General features: G+C 49.3%; 13 protein-coding genes. 12 read left to right on the plus strand and 1 reads right to left on the minus strand.

Annotated elements, in window-relative coordinates:
• Positions 1-54 precede the first annotated feature (54 nt).
• The 12 genes from argB to def all read left to right on the plus strand — a co-directional run bounded on the left by argB (position 55) and on the right by def (position 14,999).
• On the plus strand, positions 55-843 hold the full coding sequence (gene argB / locus NFR98_RS02390; RefSeq protein WP_014098232.1) for an acetylglutamate kinase: 789 nt from the start codon (positions 55-57) through the stop codon (positions 841-843).
• Positions 836-2,032 (plus strand): acetylornithine transaminase, encoded by a 1,197-nt coding sequence (gene argD / locus NFR98_RS02395; RefSeq protein WP_014098233.1) that lies wholly within the window; start codon positions 836-838, stop codon positions 2,030-2,032. The genes argB and argD overlap by 8 nt, the downstream gene beginning before the upstream one ends.
• Positions 2,033-2,062: 30 nt before the next feature.
• Positions 2,063-3,139, plus strand: coding sequence for a carbamoyl phosphate synthase small subunit (locus tag NFR98_RS02400; RefSeq protein ID WP_179234421.1), 1,077 nt, complete (start codon positions 2,063-2,065; stop codon positions 3,137-3,139).
• Positions 3,126-6,329 carry a carbamoyl-phosphate synthase (glutamine-hydrolyzing) large subunit gene (carB, locus tag NFR98_RS02405; RefSeq protein ID WP_251459587.1) on the plus strand — a complete coding sequence of 1,068 codons (3,204 nt, stop codon included), beginning with the start codon at positions 3,126-3,128 and terminating at the stop codon, positions 6,327-6,329. Before NFR98_RS02400 ends, carB begins: the two co-directional genes overlap by 14 nt.
• Before the next feature lie 17 nt (positions 6,330-6,346).
• Positions 6,347-7,300: an ornithine carbamoyltransferase gene (gene argF / locus NFR98_RS02410; RefSeq protein WP_035189940.1), complete on the plus strand. Its 954-nt coding sequence runs from the start codon at positions 6,347-6,349 to the stop codon at positions 7,298-7,300.
• Between the two features lie 68 nt (positions 7,301-7,368).
• Positions 7,369-8,583, plus strand: a complete 1,215-nt coding sequence (locus NFR98_RS02415; protein ID WP_179234420.1) for an argininosuccinate synthase — start codon at positions 7,369-7,371, stop codon at positions 8,581-8,583.
• Positions 8,584-8,769: 186 nt separating this feature from the next.
• Entirely contained in the window at positions 8,770-10,152 is a 1,383-nt protein-coding gene (gene argH / locus NFR98_RS02420; protein WP_251459589.1) for an argininosuccinate lyase, read from the plus strand.
• A gap of 238 nt (positions 10,153-10,390) precedes the next feature.
• Complete coding sequence (locus NFR98_RS02425) at positions 10,391-11,575, plus strand: LL-diaminopimelate aminotransferase (RefSeq protein ID WP_061577604.1); 1,185 nt, start codon at positions 10,391-10,393, stop codon at positions 11,573-11,575.
• Positions 11,576-11,781: 206 nt separating this feature from the next.
• Positions 11,782-12,009: a FeoA family protein gene (locus tag NFR98_RS02430; RefSeq protein WP_026104508.1), complete on the plus strand. Its 228-nt coding sequence runs from the start codon at positions 11,782-11,784 to the stop codon at positions 12,007-12,009.
• The gene (gene feoB / locus NFR98_RS02435; protein WP_014098241.1) at positions 12,009-14,003 is read left to right on the plus strand and encodes a ferrous iron transport protein B; all 1,995 of its coding nucleotides are present in this window, start codon (positions 12,009-12,011) and stop codon (positions 14,001-14,003) included. Before NFR98_RS02430 ends, feoB begins: the two co-directional genes overlap by 1 nt.
• A gap of 17 nt (positions 14,004-14,020) precedes the next feature.
• Positions 14,021-14,200: a FeoB-associated Cys-rich membrane protein gene (locus NFR98_RS02440; protein WP_014098242.1), complete on the plus strand. Its 180-nt coding sequence runs from the start codon at positions 14,021-14,023 to the stop codon at positions 14,198-14,200.
• A gap of 217 nt (positions 14,201-14,417) precedes the next feature.
• Complete coding sequence (def, locus tag NFR98_RS02445; RefSeq protein WP_014098243.1) at positions 14,418-14,999, plus strand: peptide deformylase; 582 nt, start codon at positions 14,418-14,420, stop codon at positions 14,997-14,999.
• Between the two features lie 44 nt (positions 15,000-15,043).
• Here def and NFR98_RS02450 read toward each other — a convergent pair whose 3' ends face one another.
• Positions 15,044-15,364, minus strand: a complete 321-nt coding sequence (locus NFR98_RS02450; protein WP_014098244.1) for a MerR family transcriptional regulator — start codon at positions 15,362-15,364, stop codon at positions 15,044-15,046.
• Positions 15,365-15,564 lie beyond the last annotated feature (200 nt).

A 15,564-nucleotide genomic window follows, 5' to 3' on the forward strand; every position in this document is an offset into this window, starting at 1 on the left:
CGCATCGTTGCATAATTATACAATGCCATAACTATTTATAAGGGGTTGGCCAAATTGGCATACGTTGTCATCAAGTGCGGCGGCAGCATTCTCCACCAGCTGCCGGATGCATTTTTTGAAAATCTGGTGCAAATCAAAGCGCGATTCGGGCTTGAACCTGTCATCGTCCACGGCGGGGGGCCGGCAATCTCGGCCATGTTGGAAAAAATGCAGATCAAAACGCAATTTAAAAACGGGTTACGCGTTACGACCGAGCCGGTGTTAAACGTCGTTGAGATGGTGCTTTCCGGTTCCATCAACAAATGGATTACGCGCCGGCTCTCGCAGGCGGGAGCCAAAGCGGTCGGCATCAGCGGAACCGACTCACGGCTTTTAACAGCTAGGAAGATTGAGACACCCAATCTCGGATATGTCGGGGAAATCGAATCCGTAAATGAACAGGTGCTGCTTGCTTTATTGCGGCAGCAGTTTATCCCGGTCATTTCCCCGGTTGCGACGGATAAAAACGGCCAGCGCCTGAATGTCAATGCTGATTTGGCAGCAGCCGCGGTTGCCCGGAAAATGAACGCGCGTGTTTGGATGGTGACGGATGTCCCCGGGGTCATGATGGAAGGGAAAGTGCTCCCTTATCTTACCCCCGGACAGGTTGACGGGCTCATCCAAAAACAAGTCATTACCGGTGGCATGATTCCGAAAGTCCGGGCAGCAGCGGAATGCATCCGGTCCGGCGTAAAAGAAGTGGTGATTGTGGACGGGACAGAAGAAGACAGCCTCCTGTTTTTGGCAGGCGGCGGAAAAACCGGGACGAAATTTACAGGGAACGGGGTTTTGATCGATGGATAAGATGACGCAAACGGTAAAAAAGCAAGCACTTATGCAAACGTACAGCCGGACGCCGGTAAAGTTTGTAAAAGGAAAAGGCAGTTATGTATGGGATGAAAATGGAGAAAAATATTTGGATTTTACTTCAGGCATTGCCGTTTGCAATCTCGGCCATGTCCCCGAAAAGGTAAAAACCAAGGTGACCGGCCAGCTGGACCAAATCTGGCATACTTCCAATCTGTTTGAAATCGGGCCGCAGGAAGAGCTGGCTGAAAAACTAGCAGCACAAAGCGTATTTGACCGGGTGTTTTTCGCAAACAGCGGCGCGGAAGCCAATGAAGCGGCGATCAAACTGGCCCGCCTTGATGCAAAAAAACGCGGAAAATCGGGGCCCATCGTCACCTTCAAGGCTTCGTTCCACGGCCGGACACTCGGGACATTGTCGGCAACGGCACAGGAAAAAATCCAGCATGGCTTTGAACCGCTTGTGCCGGGATTCACCTATTTGCCGTTTAACGACATCACGGCACTCCGCGATCTCGAAAAGCTTAAGCCCATTGCCGTCATGTTTGAACTGATTCAGGGGGAAGGCGGCGTCATCCCTGCGGAACAGGATTGGGTGGATGCCCTTGTCCGCACGTGCAGAAAGAACGATTGTTTAATCATTGTAGATGAAGTGCAGACGGGCATGGGCCGTACCGGTACACTGTTTGCCTATGAACAGTACGGCTTCGAACCGGATATCATGACGCTTGCAAAAGGGCTGGGGTCCGGCATTCCGATTGGCGCCATGCTCGCGAAAGAAAAAATCGCGCAAAGCTTTACGCCCGGTACGCACGGCAGCACTTTTGGCGGCAACCCGCTATCTGCGACAGCCGGTCTGGCAACGCTTGAAACGTTTGCGGAAGAAAATATCATCGAACATGTCCAAAAACAAAGCATCGATTTTTGGACAAAATTGGAAGACTTGAAGACGCAATTTTCTTTTATTAAAGAAATCCGCGGGAAAGGGCTGATGGCCGGCCTTGAAACGGAAATGGAAGCTGTAAAAATCACCCGGGCGGCATTGGCTGAGCATTTGCTTGTATTAACAGCAGGCCCGCATGTTGTCCGTCTGTTGCCGCCGCTTGTTATTACGGAAAAGGAAACGGCGCTTTTTGCAGAAAAAATGAAAACTGTTTTTACTAAGGCAAGCCAAAACAATCTTTAACCGGCAAAGAGACAAGGGAGGACAGACATCGTGACAAGCGGATATCTTATTCTTGAAACGGGAGAAATTTTTGAAGGCTTTTTTGCGGGAAACCCCGCTGAAACAACGGGAGAAGTGGTATTTAACACCGGCATGACGGGGTACCAGGAAATGCTCACCGACCCGTCGTACACCGGGCAGATTCTGGTGTTTTGTTACCCTTTAATCGGCAATTACGGCGTAAACGGCGATGATCACGAAAGCAAAAGCATCTCGGCGCGCGCGGTTGTGACCGGTGAAATATGCGCAAGCCCGAGTTTTTATAAAGTGGAAAAGACGGCCCTATCCTTTTTGGAAAAGTCGGGTGTCCCTTGCCTTGCAGGAGTGGACACGCGCGCGCTTGTAAAAACGATCAGAAAACGCGGCACTGTGCGCGGCCTTGTTTCAACGTCCCGCGATCAAAAAGTGCCATGCGGCGGCGATGAATTTTTCGTAGCCGAAGTGGCCATAAAACAACCGGAAACGTATGGAGATGGCCCTTTGCACATTGCTTTGATGGATTTCGGCTACAAAAAATCCATTTTGCAATACTTGCTTGACCGCAATTGCAAAGTGACCGTCGTGCCCTTTGATTTTATGGCAAAACAAATGGCAGAACTTGCACCTGACGGCATTGTCATTTCAAACGGCCCCGGGGATCCTGCTAAACTAGCCGAGTGGCTGCCGGAAATCAAAAAAGTTAGCGCTGCTTATCCGGTGCTTGGCATTTGCCTCGGCCACCAGCTATTGGCACTCGCTTACGGGGCAAAGACGAAAAAGCTGCCATTCGGCCACAGGGGCGGCAACCATCCGGTTAAAGATTTAAAGACTGGAAAAGTGTTGATGACAGCCCAAAACCATGGCTATGTTGTCGATGAAGCATCACTTGCCGGATCGGAACTCGAGCTTTCCTTTAAGAATGTGAATGACGGCACGGTTGAAGGCTGCATCCATCCGGACTTGCCGGTCTATTCCGTCCAGTTCCACCCGGAAGCACATCCGGGGCCGCGTGATTCCGAATACATTTTTGACCACTTTTTACAACGAGTACAACAAAGAGCGGGAGTTTTGTCTTATGCCATTCAATAAATCGATCAAAAAAGTGCTTGTGATCGGCTCCGGCCCGATTGTTATCGGCCAGGCCGCCGAATTTGATTATGCGGGTACGCAGAGCTGCCTTGCCTTGAAAGAAGAAGGAATTGAAGTCGTGCTTGTCAACAGCAATCCGGCAACGATCATGACTGATGAAGAAATGGCCGACCGGATTTATTTTGACCCGCTGACGGTGGAGTCGATAGAACAGATTTTACAAAAAGAGCGTCCGGACGGCATTATCGGGACATTGGGCGGGCAAACCGGCCTGAATCTCACCGTCCAGCTCTATGAAGCGGGGATTCTCGATAAGTATGGGGTACAATTGCTCGGGACACCGGTGGATTCGATCCAGAAGGGGGAAGACCGCGAAAAGTTCCGCCAGTTGATGCTTGATATCGGGGAACCGATCCCGCCGTCAAAAATTGTGGAAAATATGGAAGACGGGCTGGCATTTGCGAAAAAAATCGGCTACCCCGTCATTATCCGCCCCGCTTATACGCTTGGCGGCTCCGGCGGGGGATTTGCAGCCAATGATGAAGAACTTCGGGAAGTGCTCCAGCGCGGCCTTGACCTGAGCCCGATCCACCAGGTGCTGCTTGAAAAAAGCATCAAAGGCTGGAAAGAAATTGAATACGAAGTCGTGCGCGATGCAAACGACACGTGCATCATTGTCTGCAATATGGAAAATATCGATCCGGTCGGAGTGCATACGGGCGACTCGATTGTGGTCGCGCCATCGCAGACTTTATCGGATGTGCAGTACCAGCTGCTCCGGGACGCTTCTTTAAAAGTGATTCGCGCGCTCGGGGTGATCGGCGGGTGCAACATCCAATTTGCGCTCGATCCCCACTCCGACCAGTACAATATTATTGAAGTCAATCCGCGCGTCAGCCGGTCATCCGCCTTGGCTTCGAAAGCAACCGGTTACCCGATCGCCCGCATTGCCACGAAATGCGCAATCGGCTATCATCTGGATGAAATTTTAAACCCGGTAACCGGCAACACGTTTGCTTCCTTCGAACCGGCCCTTGATTATGTTGTCGTGAAAATTCCGCGCTTTCCGTTCGACAAATTTACGGAAGCGGACCGGAAACTTGGCACGCAAATGAAGGCGACCGGCGAAGCAATGGCGATCGACCGCACATTTGAAGGAGCGCTTAACAAAGGAATCCGTTCGCTTGAACTCGGGCTTTCAGGTCTGTTCTATCCGGCGCTTGCTGAAAAACAGCCGGATGATTTGGTCCCGCTTTTAACGGAAGCGACCGATATCCGCCTGTTTGCGGTGGCGGAAGCGATGCGTAAAGGCATGGCGCTGGATGACATTGAAAAATACACGGAAATCGACCGCTGGTTTCTTGAAAAAATAAAAAATATCGTGGATATGGAAGAAACATGCAAGCAATATACGATCGATACGATGCCGGCTGCTTTGCTGCGCGCTGCCAAAAAAATGAACATCAGTGATGAGCGTCTTTCGGCATTATGCGGATGCAGCGAAAAAGCGGTGCGCGAAAAAAGAAAACAGCTCGGGCTTATGCCGGTTTATAAACTTGTGGACACCTGTGCCGCCGAGTTTGAGGCGCAAACGCCGTACTACTATTCCACCTGGGGCGGCCGGGATGAAGTGGAAGTATCAAACCGCCCGAAAGTGCTGATCATCGGTTCCGGACCGATCCGCATCGGGCAGGGAATTGAATTTGATTACTGCTCGGTCCATGCCGTTATGGCGCTCAAACAACTTGGCTATGAAACGATTGTTGTAAACAACAATCCGGAGACGGTCAGCACCGATTTTTCAATGGCGGATAAATTGTATTTTGACCCGCTGCGCCCGGAAGATTTGCTGCATATTATTGAAAAAGAGCAGGTGGCCGGCGTCTTCACGCAATTCGGCGGCCAGACCGCGATCAATGTCGCATCGAGCCTTGAAGCTGAAGGCGTGAAACTGTTTGGAACGAACGTGGAACAAATCGACCAGCTTGAGGATCGCAACCTTTTTTACAAGCTGCTGGATGAGCTTGGCATTCCGCATATTAAAGGGCATACCGCCTATGATGCAGAAGAACTGAAACGGGCAGCAAAAGACCTGTCGTTTCCAGTGCTTGTCCGCCCGTCCTATGTTATTGGCGGACAGTCAATGTTCATTTTTTACCACGAGGACGAACTCAACGCTTATGCTGATGCGTTGAAGTACGCAAGCGAAAAAAGTTGGCCGCTTATGATTGACCAGTATTTGCCGGGTACGGAATGCGAACTCGACTGCATTTGTGACGGGGAGAAGGTGCTCATCCCGGGCATTTTTGAACATATTGAAAAAGCGGGCGTCCACTCCGGCGACAGCATGGCCGTTTATCCGCACCAGCATTTAAGCCCGTCTGTGCAGGAAACGCTTATCCGGTATGCCGAAAAAATCTGTTTAAAGGGCAAAATCAAAGGCATTGCCAATATCCAGTTTTTAATTTATGAAGGGACCGTTTATGTGCTGGAAGTGAATCCGCGTGCTTCAAGAACCGTCCCAATTTTAAGCAAAGTCACCGGCATTCCGATGATTGATCTCGCCATTGCCGTACAACTCGGAAAACCGCTTGCGGAAAAAGGGCTTCCTGCACCGCCGGAACTTGTCGCCGTGAAGGCACCGGTATTTTCCTATACAAAACTGAAAGATGTCGATCCTGTTTTAGGGCCTGAAATGAAATCAACAGGCGAGGTGCTCGGCCTTGCCCGGACATTCGGGGAAGCACTCGAAAAAACGCTTCTGTCCGTCCATGACCCGGTGTTTGAGCCGCCGCTTGAAGAACAATTTGTATTTTGCTCGGTGACGGACCGCGAAAAAGCAGCCGCGCTCCCGGTATTGAAAACACTGGCGGACAGAGGCTACCGGATTGCCGCAACGGAACATACGGCCCGGTTCCTGGCGAAAAACGGCGTGGCGGCGGAAACAGTAGGCCTTGAGGATGCCCCCGCCTTTTTCGAACAGCAACCCGTAACCGCTGCGGTGGTCATCCCGACAAAAGGGCGGGACCAAAGAAGGGGCGGCAGCAAGCTGCGTGAAGCAGCGATGCGTTTCCATATTCCGCTGTTTACCTGTCTGGATACATTGGAAGCCATTACCCGCTATGCCACAGGGACAACGCCAAAAGTGGCCCCGCTTCACGATTTTAACCGTATAAAAGCAGAAGTTTAGCAGAAAGGAAGATACAGATGGCGACATTGGCCCGTACGAAAAAGAAAGATTTTTTAACAATCGGCGCGCTGCAGGAAGAGGAGTTGAACGATCTGCTTCAGGAAGCGGCCGCTTTAAAAAAAGCGCATAAAGAAGGGAAGGAGACCCCGTACTTAAAAGGGAAAGTGCTCGGAATGATTTTTGAAAAATCATCCACGCGCACCCGGGTTTCTTTTGAAGCCGGCATGCTCCAGCTCGGCGGCCACGCTCTTTTCCTCAGTTCAAGGGATATTCAGCTCGGGCGCGGCGAGACGATCCATGACACGGCAAAAGTGTTGTCGCGTTATGTCGACTGCCTGATGATCCGCACATTCGCGCACGAAACCATCGAGTCTTTTGCGCGCCACGCAGATGTCCCTGTAATCAACGGGCTGACCGATCTGCACCATCCGACCCAGGTTTTGGCTGATTTGCTGACCATTCAGGAATATAAAGGACAACTGGCCGGGCTTAAAATCTGCTACCTCGGGGACGGCAATAACAATATGTGCCACTCATTGCTCGAGGGGGCGGCAAAGGTGGGCATGCATATGTCCGTCGCTGCCCCGGAAGGCTATTTGCCGAATGCCGGCATTCTTGCCGAGGCTCAAAAAGAAGCGGCCAAAAAAGGGGTCTGTATTGAAGTGGGCCAAAACCCGGAAGAAATGATCCGGAATGCCGATGTGGTCATCACCGATGTGTGGGCGAGCATGGGGCAGGAAGACGAAACGAAGAAACGGCTCGAAGATTTACAAGATTATCAGGTAAATGAATCATTATGCAAACTGGCAAAAAAAGATTTTCTTTTCCTCCATTGCCTGCCCGCCCACCGCGGCGAAGAAGTCACGGAGGCGGTCATTGACGGCCCGCATTCCGCGGTTTTTGACGAGGCGGAGAACCGGCTCCATGCCCATAAAGCCATTTTAAAAAAACTACTGGAAAATGTTGAATGAATCCGATATAATAGGTGTATAAAAATTCAACTTCAATATTAATTATACAAAGAGGTAGGGAGAGAGAAATGGCAAAGGAAAAAATTGTATTGGCCTACTCAGGCGGTTTGGATACATCCGTATCGATTAAATGGATTCAGGAAAAATACGGCTATGATGTTATTGCTCTTGGCATTGACGTCGGCGAAGGCAAAGATTTAAATGCGATCCGCCAGAAAGCGCTGAATGTCGGTGCAATCAAAGCTGTGATCATAGATGGGAAAGAAATGCTTGCAAAAGATTATATATTGCCGGCATTAAAGGCAAATGCGCTCTATGAAGGAAAATATCCGCTGTCTTCTGCGATTAGCCGCCCGCTTATTTCAAAGCTTCTAGTGGATGTCGCGGAACAGGAAGGCGCCGTTGCCGTGGCGCACGGCTGTACCGGAAAAGGGAACGACCAGGTCCGTTTTGAAGTGTCCGTTCAGGCGCTGAACCCGAACCTGAAAGTCGTTGCGCCTGTCCGTGAATGGGGCATGACCCGCGATGAAGAAATTGCATATGCGGAGAAAAACAATATTCCGATTCCGGTAGACTTAGATAATCCGTTTTCGATTGATGCCAATATATGGGGAAGAGCGTGCGAAGCCGGCGTCCTTGAAAATCCTTGGAACGAAGCGCCGGAAGCAGCATTCGACTGGACTGCGCCGGTCGAAATGACGCCGGATGAGCCAGAATATATTGAAATTACGTTTGAAAAAGGCGTCCCGGTTGCCTTAAACGGCAAAGCGATGGGCCTCGTCCAAATGATCGAAGAGCTGAACCTGACAGCCGGCAAGCATGGCATCGGCAGAATCGACCATATTGAAAACCGCCTTGTCGGGATCAAATCGCGCGAAGTATACGAAAACCCTGCTGCAGTCGTGCTGATCAATGCCCATAAAGAACTGGAATTTTTAACGCTGCCGCGTGAAGTGACACAATTTAAAACAACGGTGGAACAGCAGTTGACCAAAATCATTTATGAAGGACTCTGGTATTCGCCGTTAAAGGCCGCGCTCGATGCGTTTGTCGAGGAAACACAGAAAACGGTCACCGGCACGGTCCGCGTGAAACTGTTTAAAGGCACCCACACGGTAGTGGCAAGAAAATCCCCGTACAGCCTGTATAATGAAGAACTGGCGACCTATTTGAAAGGCGATTCGTTTGACCATAATGCTGCAGTCGGCTTCATCAAACTGTGGGGGCTGCCGACAAAAGTATTTGCCGAAATCCAGGAAAACGGGAAAGTGCTAAATCAATAAGCCATTTGGCCGCTGTTCCTGATGTTAAATCATAAGCACGGCAAATTTCAAGGTTGGAACCGGCCCGTTCAGGTATTTTTCACTTGTTTACCGGGCCGGGAGAAAACGGTAAAATATCCGGAAGGCTGTGGCGGTTTGCCGTGCAGCCTTCATTTTTTAATTCTATTGCAGCAGGAGGAAATGACATTGTCAAAGCTTTGGGGCGGACGTTTTACAAAGGAAACGAATCAGCTTGTTGAAAGCTATACAGCTTCGATCGGATATGACCAAAGGCTTGCTTTTGAAGATATTGAAGGGAGCCTTGCCCATGTCCAAATGCTCGGCGAATGCGGCATTTTGCCTGAAAACGATGTGGAACAGATCAAAGCAGGGCTTCGGAAAATTGCCGAAAAAATCAAAAACGGAGAAGCAGCATTTACAGTTGAGAATGAAGATATCCATATGAATATCGAAAAAATGTTGATGGATGAAATCGGCCCTGCCGGCGGGAAGCTGCATACAGGGCGGAGCCGGAATGACCAGGTTGCGACCGATATGCACCTGTATGTCCGGAAAACGACAAAAGAAATGATCCGCCTGATTGCGCTCGTCCAGGAAGCCATCGTGACGAAAGCAAAAGAAAACAAAGAAACGATGATGCCCGGTTACACCCATCTGCAACGGGCGCAGCCGGTGTTGTTTGCCCACCATCTTCTCGCTTATTTTTGGATGCTGGAACGTGATAAAGAGAGATTTTCAGACAGCTTAAAGCGGACGGACTGGCTGCCGCTCGGTGCCGGGGCGCTTGCCGGGACGACTTTTCCGATTGACAGGGAACGGACGCGCGAACTGCTCGGATTTTCCCGCATTTATCCGAACAGCCTGGATGCTGTCAGCGACCGCGACTTTGTGCTTGAATTTTTGGCAAATGCCGCTATATTGATGACGCATATTTCCCGTTTGTCGGAAGAACTGGTGCTGTGGTCGAGCCAGGAATTCCAGTTTATCGAGCTGGATGATTCTTTTTGCACGGGGTCAAGCATTATGCCACAAAAGAAAAATCCCGATGTCCCCGAACTTTTGCGCGGGAAAACGGGAAGGGTGTTCGGGAACCTCATCGGGCTGTTGACCGTCCTGAAAGGGTTGCCGCTTGCCTATAATAAAGACATGCAGGAAGATAAAGAAGGCATTTTTGATACGGCTGATACGCTTCAAGGGGCGCTTAAGCTGCTTGCGCCGATGATTGAAACGATGAAAGTGAACCGGGAGAAGATGTTCCGGGCTGTCTCGAACGATTACGCGAATGCAACCGATATTGCCGATTATTTGGCAAAAAAAGGGCTGCCGTTCCGTGAGGCGCATGCGGTGATCGGGCAGATTGTCCTTTATGGCATTCAGCACGGCAAGTATTTGCTTGACCTGACACTGGATGAATACCAGTCGTTCAGCCCGCTTTTTGAGGCCGATATTTTTGAAGTGCTGAAACCGGTTCATGTTGTAAAAATGCGGAACAGCGCCGGGGGAACAGGACATGCACAAGTGGCGGCACAGCTTCAGATGGCGGAAAAACAACTCCGCAAACCGGATTGAACAAGCGGATGCAAACGTGGCTACGGAATCAAAAGCATAAGAAACGGGCTTCTTACGCAATCGTCAGGCTTTTAATCAGGCCGGATCCTTCGCTTCCAACTATAACTGTATGATAACAGCTCCCAGGATGCCGGAAAGTGTGGTACAATAAATCATTATAAACCTTTTAATCTTATGCTAATGCATCCTGGAACAGGCACACAAAGCCCTAGGACCGGGAAATTGGGAGGAAAAGCTTTTGGTTGACACTGCAAGACGCATGAACCAGTTACCGACGTTGATATTCAATGAGCTTTTGGCGTACAAAAAGAAAAAAATAGAAGAAGGCAACCGGATGATTGACTTAAGCATCGGGAGTCCGGATCAGGCACCGCCTGCTTTTGTAATGGAAGAAATGGCCCGAAATGCAGCTGACCCACGCCAATACGGGTATACAATTTCCGGGATCGGAGCTTTCTACGAGGCGGCGGCCCGGTATTACGAACAGTTCGGAGTGAAACTGGATCCTGAACACGAAATCATTCAGCTTGCGGGTTCCCAGGATGGCATTATCCATCTTCCACTCGTCTTTTGTAACCCCGGCGATATCATTCTCGTTCCGGATCCCGGTTATACAGCCTATGAATCAGGGGTAAAACTGGCGGAAGCCGTACCTTATCCGATGCCACTTCTGGAAGAGAACGGATTTATGCCGGATTTGTCAAAAATCCCGGAAGAGATCGCAAAAAAAGCGAAAATGATGATGCTGAATTTTCCGGGCAACCCAATCCCGGTGCTTGCTGAGAAAAAGTTTTTTGAAGAAGCCGTCCGGTTTGCAAAACAATATGATCTCGTCGTCGTCCACGATTTTGCCTATTGTGAACTCGTCTTTAACGGGAAAAAGCCGATCAGTTTCCTGTCTGTTGACGGGGCAAAAGATGTGGGGGTTGAATTTAATTCCTTATCGAAAAGCTTTAACCTGGCGGGGGCACGGATCGGTTTTCTGGCAGGGAACCGGGAAGTGATCCGGCTGTTTGCCCAAATGAAATCGCATATGGATTACGGCATTTTTGAACCGGTCCAAAGGGCGGCTGCCGCTGCTTTGGCAAACGGCAAGGAATTCGCGCGCCACAATGCTGCACTGTATGAGAAAAGAAGGGATTTGTTTGTTTCCGGATTATCGCGGATCGGCTGGGAAATCCGCCCGTCTGATGCTACGATGTTTTTGTGGGCCAAAATCCCGGAAGGCAAAAAGTCCCTCGCTTTTACATATGAACTGATGGACAAAGCCGGCGTTGTGGTTACGCCTGGCAACGCCTTTGGTCCCCACGGCGAAGGATATGTCAGAATCGCGCTTGTACAGGATGAAGAAAGGCTTATGGAAGCTGTCCGCCGCATTGAAAAAAGCGGCGTGCATTTGCCGCAAAAAGCGGGACTCCTTTAAGGGGCCCGCTTTTTGCATGTTGTGGCGGACAAGCCGGCTGTCAATGCATATTTATGTGAATAATTTCACATAAATATGTGAAAGTTTCCCTTGTTTCCTGAAAATAAGATAGACGCTCACAATGAAATGCGGTATGATAGGAATATAGAATGATAATCATTATCAATGAACAGACGCTATTTCTCTATCTCTGGGAGGGGCATACCATGGTCTTGACCGAACTGAAACCCGGAAGCAAAGGGATTATTACAGATTTATCAAGCATTGATCAAAGTATTCAAAGGCGCCTTCTTGATTTGGGTGTGCTTGAAGGCCGGGAAGTTTGTTATAAATGCGGATTGCCTTTCGGCGGGCCTTGCATGCTTGAAGTCAGCGGGCAGTGCATCGGCATCCGCAAAAAAGAAGCAATGCGGATCCAAGTGGAGTGTTTATAATGCAGGTCGCTTTATTTGGAAACCCCAATACGGGAAAAACATCACTCTTTAATGAGCTTACCGGATCATATGAATATGTTGGAAACTGGACAGGTGTCACCGTTGAAAAAAAGGTGGGCCAGCTGAAGGAAAATGCCGGGGTGCTGATTGATTTGCCCGGTATTTATGCCTTGAACCCGCTTTCTAAAGATGAAGCGGTGGCATCGAGATTCTTAATTGAGGAAGACTTCACATCCGTTTTGAATATCGTCGACGCTTCCCAGCTTGCACGGAACCTGCATTTGACCATCCAATTGATGGAGTACGGAAAGCCGGTTTTGATCGGGCTGAATATGATAGATGTTGCAAAATCGCGCGGCATGAAAGTGAACGATCGTTCACTTGCAGAAGCCCTCGGCATTCCAGTCGTGCCGATTATTGCAAGGACAGGAAAAGGATGCAAGGCCATATCGGAGCAGATGCAAGAAAAGGCGGTTGTGCCCGATTTCCGTATTGATTACGGCGATGAATTGGAGCATGCGGCGACCTATCTCATGGACCGGCTGCCGGATTTCCGGTCATTGAACAAACGATGGCTGGCGCTCCAGTTTTTGGAAGGCAATGAAGTGATTCGCCAAATTCCGGCGTTTATGAATGTAAAGCCGGAACTCGAAGATTTTTGCGCGGGTGTGGAGCGCAGGCTCCGTGCCGCCAACCCGCATACTTCCATTAAGCAGGAAATGTTTAAAAAGCGGCAGCAATTTATTGACAGGCTAATGGAAACCGCTGTTGAAAAAACGGCGGCAGAAAAGAAAACGCTGACGGAGAAAATAGATGCCGTCGTCACGAATAAATACCTTGGCGTGCCGATCTTTCTTGTGATGATGTATTTGGTATTTTGCATTACATTCAACTGGCTCGGCACCCCTTTATCGGATTGGCTTGACAAGTTTTTTTCAGGCCCGCTGACCGCCTGGATTGAAGCAGGGTTGAAAGAAGCGGGGGCAACACCGTTTATCCGTGATCTTGTGTTAAACGGGATTGTGGCCGGAGTTGGCGGCGTTCTCGTTTTTGTGCCGCAAATTTTTGTTTTGTTTTTCTTTATCTCGGTGATTGAAGATTCCGGATATATGGCACGGGTAGCGATGGTCATGGACAGGGTGATGGAATCAGTCGGCTTGAACGGAAAAGCGTTTATTCCGCTTATTATCGGCTTCGGCTGCAATGTGCCCGGCGTCATGGCAGCAAGGACGATTGAACAGCCGAAAGAGCGGCTGTTAACGACGCTTTTGACCCCATTGATGTCCTGTTCTGCGCGGCTTTCGGTCTACAGTTTGTTTGTCGCGGCTTTTTTCCGCCACCATCAGGCACTCATTGTCCTGTCGCTGTATGTGCTCGGCATTGTCGTTGCGCTTTTGCTTGCCAAAGTATTTTCAATGGTGGTAAAAACGGAAGGTTCTGTTTTTGTCATTGAACTGCCGCCGTACCGCGTGCCGAATGCGCGGAGTTTGTACAGAAGCACATGGGATAAAGGGAAAGGTTTCGTCCGGAAAGCAGGGACTTTGATTTTCGGTGGCACGGTAGCCATTTGGCTCATTTCGAATGCGGGGCCGGGCGGATTCAATGTGCCTGTCGATAAAAGTTTTATGGCGATCCTATGCGGATGGATTGCGCCTGTCTTCAAGCCGCTCGGTTTTGGAACATGGCAGGCCGCGGCTGCCCTTCTGACCGGTTTTATGGCAAAAGAAGTGGTCGTTTCGACGATGAACGTCCTCTATTTTGTTCCAGACGGCGCATCTCTGGCAGGTGTGATTTCCCATGCTTTTACACCGCTTTCGGCCTATAGTTTCATGGTATTCATTCTTTTATACATTCCATGCCTTTCGACCGTGGCCATTATCCATAAAGAAACCGGTTCGGGGAAAGTGACGCTTTTTTCGATCGCTTATGCACTTGTGATTGCTTACTTGATCGCTTTTCTGATTTACAATATTGGGCGGTTCATCGCTTTTTAAAACGGGGGAATGTTCCGATGTTATTTAGTATTTTGCTCGGTGTTGTGATTTTTGCTTATGCGGCATTTACGCTGATCCGTTTTATCAAAAAAAGCAGGGAAGGGCAGTGCGCTTCCTGTGCATTGAAAAACCACTGCAATACAGCAAGCTGTTGTGCGCCGGACGCTCCATCTCGGGCCAAAACGGCAAAAAGCTGAAAATACCGGGCCGCCCTTTAAAAGGTGTGCCCGGTTTATGATAGGCAGGGGGTTCGCATTGGCGGAAACCGTGTCCGGCGTTCCGTCTGTTTAGATTTTTTTGCTGCGGTATGGTAAGATTAACAATGTCCAAACAGGTATAATGGCAGCCGGTTCCGGGGCCGTCCCGTGCCGGGTAAATAGAATTTCAGGAAAAAGGCAGATGAGGGTTCAATCTATGAGCAAATATAATGATGATTATATGATTACAATGGATGATATCGTCAGGGAAGGCGATCCGATTTTAAGAAAAGTGCTGGATGAAGTGAACATGCCGCCAACTGAAGAAGACAAAGCGGAACTGCGCTGCATGCTCCAGTTTTTAAAAAACAGCCAGGATCCGGAGATTGCCGGCAAATGCAATTTGCGTGCAGGCGTTGGATTGTCCGCAAATCAGATCGGCCTTAATAAAAGGATGTTTGCCGTTTATATTGCGGATGAAGACGGTGAAAAGGCGTACACGGTTTTTAATCCAAAACTGGTCAGCCATTCGATATCGATGATCTACCTTCCGCAAGGGGAAGGCTGCCTGTCGGTTGACCGGAAAGTGGATGGTTTTGTGCCGCGTTATGAACGGATTAAAGTAAAGGCATACGATTTGGACGGGAATGAAGTGCTCATTAAATTAAAGGGCTATCCCGCGATTGTTTTTCAGCATGAGATGGACCACTTGAACGGGATTATGTTCTATGACCATATTAACAAGGACAATCCGTTCGCCCTTCCTGCAAACACGGATATCCGGAGCGTGTATGAATAAACAGCTTGCGCAAACGGCAGCCTGCCCGGCTGCCGTTTGATGCATTATTCTCTTGTGCGGAAATAAGCATTCAGCTGGCCGCGGATGACTTGTTCGCGCATCGTGCGTTCATTGTATTTTTTCTCTTTCATATATTCTTTGCGGATTTCCGCAGTCTGGATGCCTTCTTCACGTTTATTGGCGATGTCCATCAGGCGTTCAACATCGGTAAATGAATATTTCCGGATCCCTCTGTTTGTCCGTTCCGGGAAAATCAATTTCCTTTCTTCATAGTAGCGGATTCTTCTTTCACTTAAGCCGGTTAATTCACATACCGTTCCGATCGAGATGACTTTCTTTTCCAAGTATGATTCATTCGTTGCCACCGGTGCATCCTCCCTTTGTAAGGTGTTTTTATTAATATATACCAAAAAAGCCGTTTAGACCATCTTTGTGTAAGAAAACCTGACAAAAATATACGTATTTTTCATCGGCACGTGAGATTACATAACAGCAGTCCTTTGATGTTCATTTTGGATTGCTCTTACGCGGAGTTGAGTTCTTTCCAATTTATCCATATAATAAT

This window comes from Weizmannia agrestimuris, assembly GCF_943193165.1.
GTDB lineage: Bacteria > Bacillota > Bacilli > Bacillales > Bacillaceae_C > Weizmannia > Weizmannia faecalis.